General features: G+C 49.5%; 16 protein-coding genes. 14 read left to right on the top strand and 2 right to left on the bottom strand.

The window, feature by feature from the left end; all coding sequences use genetic code 11:
• The first annotated feature begins 13 nt into the window (after positions 1-13).
• From nikB to nikE, 4 genes are all read left to right on the top strand, one after another.
• A complete protein-coding gene (nikB, locus tag HW560_RS07020; RefSeq protein ID WP_090903153.1) occupies positions 14-958 on the top strand; it encodes a nickel ABC transporter permease subunit NikB in 945 nt (314 codons plus the stop codon).
• A complete protein-coding gene (nikC, locus tag HW560_RS07025; protein WP_090903155.1) occupies positions 955-1785 on the top strand; it encodes a nickel ABC transporter permease subunit NikC in 831 nt (276 codons plus the stop codon). Before nikB ends, nikC begins: the two co-directional genes overlap by 4 nt.
• A 40-nt stretch (positions 1786-1825) precedes the next feature.
• Entirely contained in the window at positions 1826-2632 is an 807-nt protein-coding gene (locus HW560_RS07030; protein ID WP_179262519.1) for an ABC transporter ATP-binding protein, read from the top strand.
• Between the two features lie 159 nt (positions 2633-2791).
• Positions 2792-3592, top strand: coding sequence for a nickel import ATP-binding protein NikE (nikE, locus tag HW560_RS07035; RefSeq protein ID WP_179262521.1), 801 nt, complete (start codon positions 2792-2794; stop codon positions 3590-3592).
• 604 nt (positions 3593-4196) lie between these two features.
• On the opposite strand, the gene HW560_RS07040 is transcribed toward nikE, so the two are convergent.
• Positions 4197-4778 carry an NAD(P)H-dependent oxidoreductase gene (locus HW560_RS07040; protein WP_179262523.1) on the bottom strand — a complete coding sequence of 194 codons (582 nt, stop codon included), beginning with the start codon at positions 4776-4778 and terminating at the stop codon, positions 4197-4199.
• Between the two features lie 207 nt (positions 4779-4985).
• A complete protein-coding gene (locus HW560_RS07045) occupies positions 4986-5597 on the bottom strand; it encodes a TetR/AcrR family transcriptional regulator (protein ID WP_179262525.1) in 612 nt (203 codons plus the stop codon).
• A 233-nt stretch (positions 5598-5830) separates the two neighbouring features.
• Between HW560_RS07045 and HW560_RS07050 the strand changes: the two genes are divergently transcribed.
• The 10 genes from HW560_RS07050 to abc-f all read left to right on the top strand — a co-directional run bounded on the left by HW560_RS07050 (position 5831) and on the right by abc-f (position 15993).
• Positions 5831-6802, top strand: coding sequence for a phosphotransferase family protein (locus HW560_RS07050; protein ID WP_218834987.1), 972 nt, complete (start codon positions 5831-5833; stop codon positions 6800-6802).
• Positions 6803-6820: 18 nt separating this feature from the next.
• Positions 6821-7819: a glycosyltransferase gene (locus HW560_RS07055; RefSeq protein ID WP_063567582.1), complete on the top strand. Its 999-nt coding sequence runs from the start codon at positions 6821-6823 to the stop codon at positions 7817-7819.
• A 319-nt stretch (positions 7820-8138) separates the two neighbouring features.
• Positions 8139-10190 (top strand): BglG family transcription antiterminator, encoded by a 2052-nt coding sequence (locus HW560_RS07060; protein ID WP_179262527.1) that lies wholly within the window; start codon positions 8139-8141, stop codon positions 10188-10190.
• Positions 10165-10629 carry a PTS sugar transporter subunit IIA gene (locus tag HW560_RS07065; RefSeq protein ID WP_090903171.1) on the top strand — a complete coding sequence of 155 codons (465 nt, stop codon included), beginning with the start codon at positions 10165-10167 and terminating at the stop codon, positions 10627-10629. The genes HW560_RS07060 and HW560_RS07065 overlap by 26 nt, the downstream gene beginning before the upstream one ends.
• Before the next feature lie 63 nt (positions 10630-10692).
• Positions 10693-11010, top strand: a complete 318-nt coding sequence (locus HW560_RS07070) for a PTS fructose transporter subunit IIB (RefSeq protein WP_090903173.1) — start codon at positions 10693-10695, stop codon at positions 11008-11010.
• 15 nt (positions 11011-11025) lie between these two features.
• Positions 11026-12117 carry a PTS fructose transporter subunit IIC gene (locus tag HW560_RS07075; RefSeq protein ID WP_090903177.1) on the top strand — a complete coding sequence of 364 codons (1092 nt, stop codon included), beginning with the start codon at positions 11026-11028 and terminating at the stop codon, positions 12115-12117.
• Between the two features lie 92 nt (positions 12118-12209).
• Entirely contained in the window at positions 12210-13118 is a 909-nt protein-coding gene (locus tag HW560_RS07080; protein ID WP_179262529.1) for a ketose-bisphosphate aldolase, read from the top strand.
• Positions 13119-13343: 225 nt separating this feature from the next.
• Positions 13344-13628 carry a hypothetical protein gene (locus HW560_RS07085; protein ID WP_179262531.1) on the top strand — a complete coding sequence of 95 codons (285 nt, stop codon included), beginning with the start codon at positions 13344-13346 and terminating at the stop codon, positions 13626-13628.
• Between the two features lie 113 nt (positions 13629-13741).
• Positions 13742-13903 carry a hypothetical protein gene (locus HW560_RS07090; RefSeq protein ID WP_177185820.1) on the top strand — a complete coding sequence of 54 codons (162 nt, stop codon included), beginning with the start codon at positions 13742-13744 and terminating at the stop codon, positions 13901-13903.
• A 98-nt stretch (positions 13904-14001) separates the two neighbouring features.
• Entirely contained in the window at positions 14002-15993 is a 1992-nt protein-coding gene (gene abc-f / locus HW560_RS07095; RefSeq protein WP_179262533.1) for a ribosomal protection-like ABC-F family protein, read from the top strand.
• Positions 15994-16505 lie beyond the last annotated feature (512 nt).

Below are 16505 nucleotides of genomic sequence, written 5' to 3' on the forward strand. Positions count from 1 at the left end.
GGAGGAACGTTTGGTGATCGGTTATATTGGTAAACGAATGATCGCGATCATTCCTATCGTTTTTATCGCTACACTTGTTACCTTTGCGCTTATTCATATCTCACCAGTTGATCCGGCCGAGGCTTATCTGACAGCAGCTCATATCTATCCAACACCGGAGCTGCTTGCGCAAAAGCGGCATGAATTCGGACTGGATCAGCCCTTGTTAACCCAATATGCGCATACGCTTCAGAAGATTGCCAAGCTCGACTTCGGCACCTCCTATCTCACCAACAAACCCGTATGGGATGAAGTGAAATTAAGGCTTCCGGCTACGGCTGAACTGGCCTTCTGGAGTATGTTGTTATCGGCTCTGGTGAGCATCCCTTTGGGAATACTGGCCGCAGTGTACAAGAATAGCTGGATTGACATGGTCAGCCGGGCCATTTCCTATTTTGGAGCATCTATTCCGCAATTCTGGCTCGGTTATCTGCTGATCTTCTTTTTCTCGGTGAAATTGGACTGGCTGCCTGTGGAGGGGCGTGGATCGTGGGAGAATCTGGTTCTGCCTACGATTACACTCTCCTTGATTCTTATTGCGATCTACACCCGATTGTTGCGTTCCAGTGTACTGGAGCAATTGCAGGAGACCTATGTACAGTACGCGAGAACACGCGGGATTCGCGAACGAGTCATCATGCTGAAACATGTCCTGAAAATCGCCATATCGCCCCTCATTACGGGGATGGGGATGAGTATGGGCAAGCTGCTCACGGGCACCATTATTGTGGAGCAGGTATTTTCCTGGCCGGGGTTTGGGCGTTATTTTGTCGATGCGATATTTAACCGGGATATCCCCGTAATACAATGTTATGTCTTTCTGGCAGCATGCCTGTTCATCGGTTGCAATCTGCTCGTTGATCTGGTGCAGTTTGTGATGGACCCACGGATTTCAGCGAAAGGACGGGCCGAACATTGATAAATAAATGGCGTGCGGTATTTAAAGGACAGAGAGCCATCCAGATATGCTCGGTGATCATATTGCTTTTTTTCGTGATGGCGTTATTAGCCCCATGGATTGCTCCTCATGACCCTGTGAAGGTGAATCTGTTACAGAAGCTGGCGAGTCCATCGCTTGAGCATTGGCTGGGAACAGATCATCTGGGACGCGACAATCTCACCAGGCTGATGTATGGAGCGCGGGTATCGCTCGGTTTTGCGACCCTGATCTTTCTGTCTTCTTTGCTTATAGGTGTCATTGTAGGCTCAATCTCCGGTTACCTTGGTGGCTGGGTGGACAGTCTGCTGATGCGCTTGTGTGAAGGCATTATGGCGTTTCCGAATCTGGTGCTGGTTCTGGGCATTGTGGGGATCTTTGGTCCAGGTCTAATGCAGGTGCTTCTAGCCCTCATGATGGTGCAGTGGGTGTATTATGCACGCATCTGCCGGAATATGGTCGTTAGTCTGAAGGAGCGGAACTTCATCGCAGCGGCGCGAATTAGCGGTTCCTCTTCGTGGACAATTATCCGCAGACATATCATCCCCAACGTGCAGCGTCCGATCGTTGTGATGGGTACGCTGGAGATGGGTTGGGCGATTATGGATATATCTGCACTGTCCTTCCTGGGACTCGGTATTCAACCCCCGAATGCAGAATGGGGCGCCATGATTCATGAAGGAACAGGTTATATTCGCAGTCATCCGGAGTTGATGATCTACCCGGGTGCATTGATTCTGCTGGTCGTCATTACGTTCAACATCTTGGGAGAAGCGTTATCCGAGCGTTATGGCATTGCAAAAAGGTAGTTGGTTCGGAACCGAAGGCATATAAGGGGTGAACGTAACGATGGATGATGCAGCGAAGGTGCTCGAAGTTCGTGGTCTGCAAGTGAATCTTAGAACAGCGGAGGGTTTAGTCCCGTTACTGGAGCCCCTTGATTTCGAATTGGAAAAAGGCCGTGTCCTCGGTCTGGTCGGCGAGAGTGGTAGCGGTAAGACCGTTACGTGTAACGCGCTGCTCCATCTGCTTGATCCGCGCAGGATGGAAGTGTCGGGCAGCATCCGTCTAAATGGACGGGAGCTTGGCTCGTTGTCAGGTGAGGAGATGCGGCGCATCCGGGGCAAGGATATCGGATTTATTATGCAGAATCCGATGAATGCTTTTACACCCGTATATACGATCGGATCTCAATTCATTGAAACCTTGCGTACGCACACGGGGATGTCGAAAGCAGCGGCCCGAGAGCAGGCTATTACTGCCTTGGCAGACATGAACCTGCCCGAGCCAGCCAAGCTGATGAAGCGATATCCCTTCCAACTGAGTGGTGGTATGTTACAGCGGGTGATGATTGCCATATCGATGTGCCTGCGACCCGCCTTGGTAATTGCTGACGAACCAACGACGGCACTGGATGTCGTGAATCAGTTGAAGGTGCTTCAGGAATTGGATCGGCTACGTACGGAATACGGCACATCCATTTTGCTCATCTCTCACGATCTGGGTGTGATCTCGCAAATGGCGGATGAAGTCGCGGTTATCCAGAAGGGTCGAATTGTGGAGCAGGCGGATGTGTACCAACTGTTCGATGACCCGCAGCATGAGTATACACGGATGTTGTTAAATGCCAGGCCCAGTTTGCCTTTAGGACGATAGCGAATCACAAATGAATTGAATTGTTCAGTGAGTGTTTATATGGAGCGGGTATGAATTGTATTTTGAGTGGTAGGCGTAGGTTGGAATGGACAGGGTAATGTGTAATTTCGGCTTCTTCGGAGATTGATTCTGCCAAGTACGAGAGAGGAGGATGACCTGATGCTTCAGGTACGTGAAGTAAGCCATAGCTATGGCAAACGCAACTGGATGGATCGTTCGGGAGCGCGTCCTCCTGTGCTGTCAGACATTTCGCTTACGATTGAAAAGGGTGTTTGTCTGGGGCTGCTGGGTACAAGTGGGGCAGGTAAAAGCACCTTGGGCAAAATCATTCTTGGTTTGGAAAAGCCCAGCAAGGGTCAGGTTTTATTTCAAGGTCAGGATATATACCGGGCCAGCAAACCCGTACTTAAGGGATTACGACGTGATCTGCAAGTCGTGTTCCAGGACTGTTATTCGGCTGTGAATCCGCTTATGACTGCCGCGCAGATCATCGGTGAGCCGCTGGATAATTACGAGCAATTGTCGGCAAAAGAACAACTGCGTGTGGTTGGACAACTGCTTGAGCAGGTTGGACTTACACCTGAGGATGGGATTAAGCTTCCGCACCAGTTCAGCGGTGGGCAATTACAGCGAGTCAACATCGCACGAGCTATCGCGCTCAAGCCGAAGTTAATCGTACTGGACGAATCAATCAGCAGCCTGGATATGGTGCACCAGACACAAATTCTATCTTTGCTGGCAGAGCTCAGAGCATCGTATGGGTTGTCGTACCTCTTTATCACGCATGATATTCGGGCCGCCATGACGATCTGTGATCGCATTGCCGTAATGGATCAGGGCAAGCTGGTTTATAGCGGAGATGCAGGTGATTCGGTGCTGCAGTCGGATCATCCGGCTGTGCAGCAGTTGGTTACAGCTATTTTGCCTGAGCATCCGTCGGGTCGTATTTCGTTTGGGTAATGCATTATTTGTATTGTTGTAGATGGCTGTTCATTGGGGTTGCTTACCATGGTTGCTCCATTGCATTACTGATGCGAAGTCGACTTTCTAGAGGCGGGGGATTGGCGTATTACGCTGACCTGCCGTGCGGCTTTTTCTCTCTAAGTGGAAGTCGCTAACGAACCTAGTGAGCGTTAAATGGCGATTTAGCGCGGAATGCAAAATGTAACGAACTTCAGTGAAGTTATTCCGATGCAAACCTGCCAAAACCTGCGAAAGCACATACAGATTGGGATAATAACGTTTCTACGATTCGTTAAACCGCAGACTTGTAGGAAATGGAGCTATTAACGTGTGTAAGATTCGTTAGACCATAATGAAAATGAATGCTAAAAGGGTTGTCCCCTACGCCTTGAACAAGACGTAGGGGACAACCCTTTTTTGTACCTGGGAATAGGCACATTTCCTGCTTTCTGATATAAGTTAAACTAAAATTGCACTTACGCCACTCGGATTACAGGACTACCTTTGAATTACGCTTATCCCCAGATTTTTGATTTAACTTATAAGGTGAACATCTGGAGAGAAGCCTATACTTCCGATGAGGATTTCTTGCAGAAATCTTTTACCCCATCTTCCGCCCAAGCTGCTCAATCTTCTCCAGCCATTTCTTTCTCTGTTCCTCGGACTGTTTGCCGACCAGATCTACAGGTGTTATACGCACAGGTTTGATGCCTGTTAGAGCAAAGGTGGAGATCTTCATCATTTTGTGTGCAGGTTCACCCTGGAACCATTTGTAGTACCAGTTCGGACCATCCATGGTGGTGATCATGCGTGCGGTGCGACCTTTGAGCAGTTGATCCGGGAAAAGTTTACCTTTGTGATACTTGAAGGCATAGCCTGGCATGAAGATGCGGTCGATGAATCCTTTGAACAAAGCTGGTGGTCCTCCCCACCAAATCGGAAACACCCATACGAGATGCTCTGCCCATTTAATCGCCTCTTGGGCTTCCAGCAAGTCGGGTTCGAGGGGAAGTTTATTTCGGTATCCACCGGCTAAATTCATGTTAAATTCCAACTCATTGAGGGTGATCATGCGAACCTCGGCACCTGCCTGCACAGCACCTTTACGATAGGCTTCGGCGATTGCGCCATTGTAACTGGGGGAGACGGGGTTGCCTTGAATAATTAATATTTTCTTCATCATGATGACACGTCCTGACTATTTTAGTTAATGAACACTAACCTCATGTGCAAAAAGAAAAGGTCACGAATGACCTGGCCATCGTTCAGGAACCTCCTGAACGTTAGTTGAAGCCGGAGCTTCTATTTTAAACGAATGATTTTACACTGGAGCACTGGGCGATTAGATGCATCTCTTGATCCCTGACAGACCGGAACAACCTTCGCAAAGCTATTCGGCCCGCTTCTGCCCCATATTAGTTGCCCCCTGTCCCAACATCGATGCGAGTCGGTGAACGGTCTCTCCAGTGTATGGAACAAGCAGCTCTGGCAGTTCACCTTGCATACTGGATACGGCCAGACGCGTAATTGCACCAATGACCAGAACGGCTGTGAGCCGTGAATCCTGATCTGGTAGTTCACCTCGCATAATCCCCTGATCGATAAGATCAATCAACGCATCAAGCGGCTGACGGTAATCCTCGCTGCTTCCAGCTTCAATGAAAATCTCATGATTTTGTGAAATCAGCAGCAGTCCGTAGGGATCTTCATCATGCAGGTGGAGAACTTCGGTAATCAGTTGCCGGAAGCGTTCCAGCACCGGACCTTCCTGGCGAACATACCCGTCAATCAAGGCGGTATAGTCCGCGCAATATTGGGTGAAGGCCTCAAGGGCAACAGCATCTTTGTTTTTAAAATGTTTGTAGATCGCCGCATCCGTTACTCCGGCGGCGTCACCGATCTCTTTGACGGAAATGCCGTCAACGCCTTTGGTTGCAAACAAGCGCATCGCCGCTTGTAGGATGTCTTTCTTTTTGCTGTCTACATGAGGTTTGTTCTTCATGATTTTATAGTAAGTGATTACTAACTAAATTGCAACTGCCATTTTGAAATCTCTTATTTAATGCTACGAAAAGTGCTGTCGCTCAAAGCTTGCAGGCTTGTGAACGGCAACGTATGATGGATAGAAATAATAACGGATAGACGGGCGCGGAGCATGGGCAGATGTAGGTCTGCAAAGGCAAGCATGAATAGAACCAGCTCCAAGCCTGGGGAACGAAATGGAAGGTGAATGGCGTGAATGAAGACGTGCAGGCGCATCGCTGGGTGACTCCCGCAGGGACGTTGAATGAACAATATATAACAAGCAGGGAACGGCTCTACAAAGGAATGAATGGTAAATATGTGGAGCGTTTCACTGTTCATACCGGGGAAAGTTATATTTTCAAACCACTGACCAATCCCGCACAATATGGACGTGAACAATGGATGTCCAGGCATGTGCTGTCTGTACTGCCGCCCATATATCCAGAATTAATTGCTGCATCAGACTGCGAAATTGACGCGGAACAGAGCTGGATCATCTATGAGGATCTGGGTGAACTGGTGCATGATTCGCGGGAAGAGACGATGCTGGCTGCTGCTGTACATATGGCGGAGTGGCACACGTTATCTGTTACAGATTGGGGTGAACTGCCCCGGGTGGGTCAGAAACCGCCAATCCGAGACATGCTGGATGATCTGCTTGAGCAGAAGGAATCCACTGCTGATTTGTTGTCCAAGCTGGAGATCACGCTGTCACCATCGGATTGGCACAACATCGCCGCGCTAATCCATACGGCAGAGGAGGAGTTACCTCGTGTTTTGTGTCACGGAGATCTCCATCCCGGCAACATGGCGAATGTGAATGGCAGGCTGGTAATTATCGATTGGGAGCATGCGCATCTGAATACGGCTCTCTGGGACGTGTATCATCTGGTGGATCTATCACATCCACTGTTCCCGAGAACCGTTACGTCTGAGCTGCGGGAGCGGATGATCGATGTTTATCTGGACGGGCTGGAGCGGCATAGCGTTCAGGTTGACCGGGTTTCTTTTAAAAGGTGGTACTGTGCATATGCCATTGTATTCTCGCTCTGGATGCTGCGTCTGATTGATGGAGATCTGAGAAGTGTAGACTGTGTATGGCCGGAGGAACAGCTGCGGAACCAGCGGCACGAGACGGCAAAGACGCTGGAACAGTGCATGAAGCAGTGTTGTAGGGAATAGAAATGAGGGGTGCAGAACATGCGTAAAGTAGGACTCGTAATGCGTAAAATTCAATTCACGGAGGCCCAGGGCCCGCGCGTATTTGCAGATCGTCTGAAGCAGATCGGGCTGGAGCTGGGCGTGGAGATTGTGTTCATCTCGCCTGAGCGCCATGTCAGCGGGTATGACTGGTTGCCGGGTTATGAGCATGAGAAGGGCGACCTGGTGAACTATGATATTGTACTGGACCAGATATATAGCCAAAATATAGAGCATGTCATCTACACCGTATCCGGGTTTACGTTCCTGAAGATGTTTTTACCGAAGAGTGTGTTGTTCCCGCACAGCTTTCCCGACCCGGCGCTGACGGGGTACGAGATGATGAAGCCATTTTATACGATGGTGGATAAAGCAATTGTGCAGACAGAGTTTTTGAAAACGGAACTGGGCCGCAATTTTGGTGTACATGACGTGAACGTCATCCCGATTGGCTTCAGCGAAGAGCTCGCAAACCGCCACTACGACCCGAGTCAGGTTGTGCATAATCGCGTGCTCTGGATCGGTCGGGATGAAGCGAATCGTCGCCCGGATCTGGTGCTGGAATACGCCCGGCAGAACCCGGACAAGGAAGTATACATGGTATTCGGCGGTCGCCGCTATGAGGAAAGCATGAAGAAATACAACATTCCGGACAATGTAAAATTGCAATTCGCGCTGACACAGGATGAAGTATTTACCCTGATGAACTCGTCCAAGGTGTATTGGAGCTGTTCTGCCTTTGATACGTTTGCAATGCCGCTGACCGAAGCGATGGCGATGGGCAAAATGGTGGTGAAACCGGAGCATGCCTGCTATGGTCACATTCGATCAACGCATGCCTTTGCAGGCAACGAGGATAACTGGTTTGAACTGGTGAACATGGCTGCTGCTGCGCCGCGCAGTGTGTCGGAAGACAACCGGGAGTATGCCTTTGGTGCTTTTTCGCGCACGATCATGAAAGAAGGATATCGGGAGTTCTTTGCCAACTGGTTGAAGTGAAACTTGCAGATGCAGGCTCTAGCGACGTCGGGTTCTATTGGAGCAACAATAGCAACGAGGCAACAGGGCCAGAAGGACAGGTGCAGGATGAGCAGCCAGTGGTGAATAGAAAACGGAGACAAAAAGGCTTCTAAAAAGGCTTCTAATTGGGCAGGGCACCCGATCAGGAGCCTTTTTGTTGTGCCGAAATCAATAGGTGTTCCGATAGCGCTGAACAGGAGCTGTATTAATTTGACCCGAATGAAATGGACATATTTTAGTATTTATCAAAAAAAGGCCGGGTGTTATGCTTTGGGCGTAAGGAAGGAGTGATTTCCTAATGAAAGCGCTATCTGCGAGAGAATATCAGATTCTGCATTTTCTGTTGGAGCGTCGGGATTTCGTTCCGGTCAAAGAAATGGCCAGTCAGATGAACTGGTCTGAAAAAACGATTTACAGGGAACTGAATGCGTTGGAGCACAGCTTGAATCGTCGGGGGATTCACCTTGAACGAAAGCCGGGAACGGGGATTGCACTTGCATTAACGCAGGAGCAGACGATGGAGCTGAGAAGCACGCAGTTGATGCCTGGAAAAAAGATGGTGCCCAGCCTTTCAGTCGAGGCCAGAAGAATCAAAATATTGACGAATCTGCTATACGATTCTCCTGAGGAAACCTCCATCAACAAGCTGTCGGAGCAATATTTTATTGGTAAGGCATCGATTGTGAATGATCTCAAGGCGATTGAAGAACGAATTGCACCTTTTCAACTGCGGCTGGAGAAAAGTCAGCTTGGGACCCGTCTTATCGGATCAGAGATCGATATCCGCAAAGCGATGGCCTCTCTGATTCACGAGCTTGTCAATGAGGACCAGAAGCAGGAAGAGGAGCATGCACAGGAGCATGAAGCCCGGATCGATGGCAATACGCTAGGAGAGCTGGTCAGGCATTTTGGCTCCGATCCGGTAGAAGGTATACGGTGCATTCTGGAAGAAACCGAGCAGCAATTAGGGTACACCATTGGTGATCCATATTACATCAACCTGCTGACTCACCTGCTGATTTGCATCCGCAGATTGAAGAATGGCAAAGCCCTTCGCCTGGCCGACGGTGTTTCTGAGCATCCGGTAACCGATCCCAGTGTGTATGCCATTGCCAAAAATATGGCCGCAAGGATCAGTGAGCAATGCGAGCTGGAGCTGCCGGGAGAAGAAATTTATTTTATCTATCAGTATCTGATCTCTTCAGGCATGAGCTTGCCTTCCCTGAACCTGGAGCTGTCGGGTCTGATGGACAAGGCGTGTGCACAGTCCCAAGCGATGGTCCGGGAATTGATTCAGACTGTGTCCGTAATGATTCATCGTGACCTCACAACAGACGAGCAGTTGTATAAGGGACTGATCATTCATTTCAAACCGATGCTGAACCGTCTCAAATACAACATCGCCATTCATAATCCTCTGCTGGAGGATATTCGCAGGGAGTATGCCGAGATTTTTACCTTGGTTAGCCTGGGAATGCTGCCCATTGCTGAGGCCTCCGGTTTAAACTCGTTCAGTGATGATGAGATCAGTTACCTGGTCCTTTATTTTCAGGCGTCCATTGAGAAAAACAGTAAAAAGAAAAAAGTCGTTCTGGTCTGCTCTACGGGAATAGGCACCTCCCATTTGCTGAAAAGCCGGATCAATCGTTCATTCCCTGAATGGGAGGTCGTGGACGTCATTTCAGCAAGCTGGTTCAAGCAAATGGAGGATTGGGCAGATATCGATCTGATCATATCGACCGTGAAACTGGAGCATCAGAATCTGCCGATTGTGTATGTGTCAGCACTCCTGAATGACACCGATGTCAGTCAAATCAAGGCCAAGCTTGATGAGGAAAGGGTCATTCCCGATCCCAACAAGATGCCGTCGTTTTCACTGCTCGAAGCGTACTTCCAGCCCTCTTGTTTCCATATGGAAACAAATACAAAAGAGCAGGCGGCAGAAGAGATAACATCCCGTAGGAAGCTGTTTGCATCCGTACTCACAGCCGCAGGTGCGGACGGTAACCTGCATAACCGAATGTTTGCCGAGGCCAGGCTGAACAAGCATTTGTCCATTTTCCTGCTGCGCAGTGAGCTGACCGCCAATCCGGTCGTCGGTTTTAATGTAACGAAGGGCGAAGCGGGAAAAGGCAAACTTGAAATTGTAATCGCTTTCTCTAACGACGGACCATTCATTGAATTGTTGATGGAGATAAACAGCTTGTTCAAGTGCAAGTGGATATATGACCAGATTATGAGGGTGAACACACCTCTGGAGCTTGCAGAGATTTTACAATCCCGTCAGTCCGGCAAGTCCGGGCATACCCAGAAGGAGGAGACGTATGGATATCACCAAAATTATCAATGAACGGTTGATCAAGCTGGATCTCCAGGCACGAACCAAGGATGAAGCCATTGAGGAGCTGGCAGATTTGCTGGAAAAGGACGGCGCCTTGTCCTCCAAGGAGGCTTTTATCAAGGATGTGTATTTAAGGGAGGAAGAAGGCCAGACGGGTCTGGAGAATCATGTCGCTATTCCTCACGGCAAATCAGCCGCTGTACTCAAAACCTCGCTTGCCATCGGGCGGACAGCACATGCGCTTGAATGGGAAACGCTGGATGGCAAACCGGTGCATGTCATTATTATGTTTGCCGTACGGCTGGTGGATCGAAATACAACCCACATGAAGCTGCTGGTCCAGGTTGCAGAGATGCTTGCCGATGAGGAGGTGTTGGAGCGTTTGCTGCACGAGCCTGATCCGGCCATGATTATGGATCTGTTTGCGCGCAGGGAGAGTGTGTCGTAGAACAGAGGGTATTACGATGTTGATTAAAAAGGAACGCACGACATCATATTTGGAGGGATACGGATGAACATTGTAGCTGTAGCCGCTTGCACTGCAGGTATTGCCCACACCTATATTGCCAAGGAAAAATTGATCAAAGGTGCAAAGGCCCGCGGACATGAGATTAAAGTGGAGACTCAGGGAACCATTGGCACAGAAAACGAGCTTAGCCGGGAAGAAATTCGAGATGCTGATGTGATTATAGTGGCCGCAGATATCAAGATTGGTGGAGAAGAACGGTTCAAAGGCAAACGAATCATTCGAGTGAAAACGGAAACGGTCATTAAAGCCCCGATTAAATTTATTGAAAAGGTGGAGCAGACTTTAGGCATATCCTCATAAAAGGGAGGCAGGACGATGAGCGCAAAATCCAATCACGCAGGTTCAGTCATCAAGGGCCATCTGTTAACAGGCATTTCCTATATGATTCCTCTGATCGTTGCATCAGGTCTGTGTATTGCGCTGGGTCAGGTGTTGGGCGGGGCGGATGTGGGCAAGGCGGAAGGAACGATTCCGTATATGATCAACCAGATCGGCGGTTGGGGCATGGGGCTGGTTGTACCTTTAATCTGCGCAGCGATTGCGTATTCGATCTCTGACCGCCCAGGCATTGCTCCGGGATTGATTGTTGGTTTTATATGCAGTCAGATTCAGGCGGGGTTTATTGGTGGCATGCTGGGAGGTTTTCTGGTGGGTTACGTCGTGGTTGCCATCCGAAAATATGTGAAGCTGCCCAAGTCCATGCAGGGATTAATGCCTGTGCTTGTGATTCCGTTTCTGGCTACACTCATATCCGGTTTGGGTATCTTCCTCGTCATCGGTCAGCCGATTGTCTGGCTGCAGGACAGCCTTACCCATGTGCTTGAATCGATGCAGGGCGGTTCCAAATTTGTATTGGGGGCCATTCTTGGCCTGATGGCGACCTTTGATTTTGGAGGACCTGTCAATAAAACGATGTCGCTGTTTGCGGATGGCATGTTGGTCCAGGGCATCTACGGGCCGGAGGCGGTCAAGTTTGTCGGCTCAATCATTCCACCACTCGGCATTACCCTGTCGTATTTCCTGACGAGAAACAAATATACGGCGGCAGAAAAGGAATCATTAAAGGCAGCATTTCCCATGGGCATCTGTATGGTGACGGAGGGCGTCATTCCGATTGCCGCAAGAGATCTGATTCGGGTGGTGACTTCCTGTGTCATCGGCTCAGCGATAGCGGGCGGTCTGATTATGATCTGGGGTGTTGAAGCTCCGGTACCGCATGGCGGGCTGTTTGTTGTCCCTCTTTTCACGCATCCGTGGCTGTTTATGTTGTCGCTGCTCATTGGAACCAGCATCTGTGGCGTAACCTTATCGCTGTTAAAGAAGCCGGTTACAGCGATGGATGAAGAATTCGACGATACCGAAGACGAAAGCGTAAGCTTCGACGACATTGTGTTCAAGGTGGAGTAAGGTTTGTTGAAGATGGGTCGGGCGCGAGCACACGCTGGTCATGTTTCATGACGAATTTTAATTTGAATACCATCCAAGGGAGATGTGAGCTTATGTTGATTACGATGAAGGAATTGCTTAAAGCAGCCAAAGAACACAAATTTGCAGTAGGCGCGTTTAACGTAGCGGACAGCACCTTTTTAAGGGCGGTCATTGAGGAGGCGGAGCATTCCAATTCCCCGGCAATTATCGCCATTCACCCCACCGAGCTTGAATTTTTGACGGATGAATTTTTGGCGTATGCCAGACAGCGTGCACTGGCCAGCCATGTTCCGCTGGTGATCCATCTCGATCATGGTGGCTCCATTGCTGATATCATCCGGGCGATCAAGTGTGGATTTACATCTGTCATGATTGACGGCTCTCTGCTCCCTTATGAAGAAAATGTGGCGTTGACCAAACAGGCGGTGGAGATTGCGCACGCTGCTTCCGTATCGGTTGAAGGGGAATTGGGCACGATCGGTCAGACCGGCAACTCGATTGAAGGCGGCGTATCGGTGGTCACTTACACAGACCCGGCGCAGGCGCAGGATTTTGTAGCCCGTACGGGGATCGATACACTCGCGGTGGCTATCGGTACAGCCCATGGCATATATCCAAAGCATATCAAACCGGAGCTGCAAATGGATATTCTGAAAGAAATCAGCCAATTGGTCGATATTCCTCTCGTTCTTCACGGTGGCTCTGCCAACCCGGATCAGGAGGTATCGGACTCCGTTCAGCTGGGCATTTGCAAAATTAATATATCCAGCGATATGAAGCACGCATATTTCAAAAAAGCTCGCGAAATTTTAAGCACAACCGAGTTATGGGACCCTAACGCGATTTACCCGGAATGCATTACTGAGGCCCGAAACGTCATTCGCTATAAAATGGAGCTGTTCCATTCGGTCGGCAAAGCCGATTTGTACAAAGGATTGCGTTATGAACAGCGCCAGGCTGAAAGTGTCAGCCTTTACTGAGGCTTGCGCTTGCTGGTGACCAGGCGCAAGGAACCCTGAGTAATTGGCCAATCTCATCATCACATAAAAATCAGGAAGCCCTCATTCACGAACTCAAATGTTTGTGGAATGAAGGGCTTTATGATGTGATACAATCCTGTCATATTCATATCTCAAGTCAACGGATATCAGCTTCAGTTTGGAATCGTGAGAAACGAGCTGAGCTTAGGAGAAGGGGGCGTTTCAATGACAGGGCTAGTTCTATGGATACTCCTTGTTTGGGTTGGACTGCTGTTGATCGAGTGGGTGATCTATCGATTGCAGGGACGTCGAATGACCGGGGTCCAATATATACTGCCATGTGTGGCCTTGCTCGGCGGAGCCGTTGTGATCATGATTAGCATCGATATTGGCGGGTGGAACGGCATTGGTTATGCCTTGCTTGGCGTATCGCTGGGTACAGCGGGGATGTTGACACTCATTACGGTGGCGATCATGGATGTGGTGTTTCGGCGTCGGAGAAGGAATTAATCGCAGGGTTAAGCTGCGGTACAGTTAGAGTGAATTGGGCGGACGGGATGGTTGCAGGAATACATTCGTCTGTGATATATTGACATTAATTATGACAAGGGAGGTGAAGACAGGTGAATCACGAGATGTTTAACAACCGTATTAGCCAGCTGCCGATTGCTATGGCTGGCATTGTTCATACTTTTCTGACCAACGGGAGAAGTCTGTCCAATTTTGAATATACGGAAGTTAACATTTGCGAGAAGATGCCTGCCTTGACCTCATTCGGACGATAAGCAATTTTGCTTGAATTCTGAAGGGCCGCGGAGCTAACCTCCTGCGGCTCTTTTTGTGTTGCGGTCAGGATCTTCCAATCCATAGGAGGAACCTTATTATGATGATAATTAGTGCACAACAACTGACCCAATACCACGGAGCACATCTGGTGCTGGATGGCATTGCGTTTGAAATTATGGAAGGCGACAAGGTCGCCTTGATCGGTCGCAACGGAAGCGGCAAAACGACATTAATGCGTCTGATGGCACGATTGAACCAGCCAGATGAAGGACAATTGATGATCAAGAAGGATACACGTATCGGATACGTTGCTCAGGTGCCGGAAGGAATGGACGATTACACGGTGCTTGATGTGCTGAGTCTTGGATTCAGAGAGCTTATGGCGTGCCGGAGTCAAATGAAGGATATGGAGCAGCAGATGTCCGATCCAGACTGTGTAGCCGATCCGAACCAATTGGAACGACTGTTAAAGCGGTACGCGGCATTGCAGGAACAGTTTGAGCGTGAGGGTGGATATGAGATGGATGCCCGGATCGATCAGGTGGCGGGCGGTCTGGATATTGCCAAGGAGCATTACGGATGGCGTTTTGGTTCGTTGTCTGGTGGTGAACAGACCCGGGTTGTGCTGGCTTCACAGCTAATTGTAAGGCCCGATCTGTTATTGCTGGATGAGCCGACCAACCACCTTGATCTGGAGCGGGTGGAATGGCTGGAAGGATTTTTGCGCGAGTACACAGGTACGATTATCCTGATCTCACATGATCGCTACTTTTTGGACCGTGTAGCATCCCGGACGTTGGAGCTGGAAGATGGAGAAGCGCAGACGTCAGCTGGTGGTTATACGGAATATATGAAAGTGAAGGAACAACGACTGCTGCAGCAATTTGAGGCGTTCAAGGAGCAGCAGAAGGTGATCAAAAAAATGAAAGAAACGATCCGCCAACTGGAAGAATGGGGCCGAGTCGGGGGGAATGAAAAGTTCTTCCGGCGCGCGGCTTCGATGCGTAAAGCAATCGAACGGATGGAACAGGTGAAACGCCCGGTATTGGAGCGGCGTAACGCCGACTTCGATGTACATCCTACAGACCGTACGGGAAAACGGGTGGCCGTTATGGAACAGGTCGAAAAGGCTTATGGAGAACGCCAGATTCTGCGCGGTGTATCAGGATTACTCGAATATGGCGACAAAATTGCCCTTATTGGACGTAATGGTTCAGGCAAAACAACGTTGTTCAAGCTGTTGCTTGGAGAGGAACAGCCAAGTGCAGGCAACCTGGAGTGGGGTGCACGTGTAGATGTTGGTTATCTGGCCCAGCAGGAGGAGCCTTCCAATCCGAAGCTGAATGTGCTGGAGTACTTCCGTCTGGAAGCGGGCGTGGAAGAAGGAGAAGCACGCGGCATTTTGGCCCGGTATCTATTCTATGGAGCAGATGTATTTCGCTCGGTAGGACAGTTATCCGGCGGTGAATGGACACGGCTAAGGCTTGCATTGCTGGTGCAGCGCAAGCCGAATGTGCTGCTGCTGGATGAACCGACCAACCATCTGGATATTGCTTCAAGGGAAGCACTCGAAGAGTCGCTGGTTGATTTCGAAGGCACGGTGCTTGCCATCTCGCATGACCGCTACTTCGTCAATCGACTCGCTTCCCGTGTGTGGGAACTGGAGAATGGGCGGATGACTGCTTATCTTGGAGATTATGAAGCCTATCGCGAGAAGAAGCTTGATCTGCAAGCCCGCGCAGCCGCGACAAATCAGGCTACAGCAGGAGCGGAGACGTCACCCCGAGGTACTGCCGTTGGGGCAGGAGCAGGGGGTTCTTCTCACGGGACTGCTGCTGCGGCTGGATCAGGCAAGCTGAACAATCCTTGCTTCTTCCAGGCTGGGAACACTGGAAAGAGCCGTGACAGCGAGCGTACTGCGGAGAAGCTGGAGCAGGTCATGGCACACCTGGAGACCCGGCTCCGGGAACTGGATCAACAGCTCGAAACGGTGGCGAATGATCCGTTTGCTTTGGAACAGATGTGGAACGAGCGAGAGCAATTGTCGGCGGAATACAATGAACTGCTCGCCCAATGGGCCGAATTATAAGCCATACGTGTCAGCTGGAAGGGCATTGGCAACAGAACATTAATAGAAATAGCAAAAACAATAACAATAGCAATAGAAATAGAATAGGAACTAGCATCTTGAGCAAGCAAGGAGGCTGTCTCATAAGTCATGTATTGGCTTTGGGACAGTTTTTTTGCGCTTCAGGGACGACTCCCCATGATTCAACGGATTCAAGTATCCGACATTCTAACGAACCGAGGAGATCCTATTGGCTTCAAAATCCACACATCGAATATCTAACGAAACACAGAGATGTTAATCCCTCATAAAGTGGAGGTTATCGTTGTTTTAGGCCGTTTTTTTCCGTAATAACATCTCTCAGGTTCGCTAAAATCTGGATTTCACATGTAATCACCATATAAGGCTTGTGAGATTCGTTGACGCTTGAGTCCCATACTCTGGGAACGAGATCGATAACCTGTTCTTTTTTACATGTCATCGGGAATAGTGTAACTTTTTTCCTTCTCATGCGTTTAATACGTTTGTGTGTA

This window comes from Paenibacillus sp. E222 (assembly GCF_013401555.1).
Lineage (GTDB): Bacteria > Bacillota > Bacilli > Paenibacillales > Paenibacillaceae > Paenibacillus.

What these genes read in the sequence shown, in the direction of transcription:
- HW560_RS07060 (WP_179262527.1), top strand. Translation starts at nt 8,139, where the DNA reads ATGAAAGCGCTATCTGCGAGAGAATATCAGATTCTGCATTTTCTGTTG.
- abc-f (WP_179262533.1), top strand. Translation starts at nt 14,002, where the DNA reads ATGATGATAATTAGTGCACAACAACTGACCCAATACCACGGAGCACAT.
- HW560_RS07085 (WP_179262531.1), top strand. Translation starts at nt 13,344, where the DNA reads ATGACAGGGCTAGTTCTATGGATACTCCTTGTTTGGGTTGGACTGCTG.
- HW560_RS07075 (WP_090903177.1), top strand. Translation starts at nt 11,026, where the DNA reads ATGAGCGCAAAATCCAATCACGCAGGTTCAGTCATCAAGGGCCATCTG.
- HW560_RS07040 (WP_179262523.1), bottom strand. Translation starts at nt 4,778, where the DNA reads ATGATGAAGAAAATATTAATTATTCAAGGCAACCCCGTCTCCCCCAGT.
- HW560_RS07030 (WP_179262519.1), top strand. Translation starts at nt 1,826, where the DNA reads ATGGATGATGCAGCGAAGGTGCTCGAAGTTCGTGGTCTGCAAGTGAAT.
- HW560_RS07045 (WP_179262525.1), bottom strand. Translation starts at nt 5,597, where the DNA reads ATGAAGAACAAACCTCATGTAGACAGCAAAAAGAAAGACATCCTACAA.
- HW560_RS07065 (WP_090903171.1), top strand. Translation starts at nt 10,165, where the DNA reads ATGGATATCACCAAAATTATCAATGAACGGTTGATCAAGCTGGATCTC.
- HW560_RS07080 (WP_179262529.1), top strand. Translation starts at nt 12,210, where the DNA reads ATGTTGATTACGATGAAGGAATTGCTTAAAGCAGCCAAAGAACACAAA.
- nikE (WP_179262521.1), top strand. Translation starts at nt 2,792, where the DNA reads ATGCTTCAGGTACGTGAAGTAAGCCATAGCTATGGCAAACGCAACTGG.
- HW560_RS07055 (WP_063567582.1), top strand. Translation starts at nt 6,821, where the DNA reads ATGCGTAAAGTAGGACTCGTAATGCGTAAAATTCAATTCACGGAGGCC.
- HW560_RS07070 (WP_090903173.1), top strand. Translation starts at nt 10,693, where the DNA reads ATGAACATTGTAGCTGTAGCCGCTTGCACTGCAGGTATTGCCCACACC.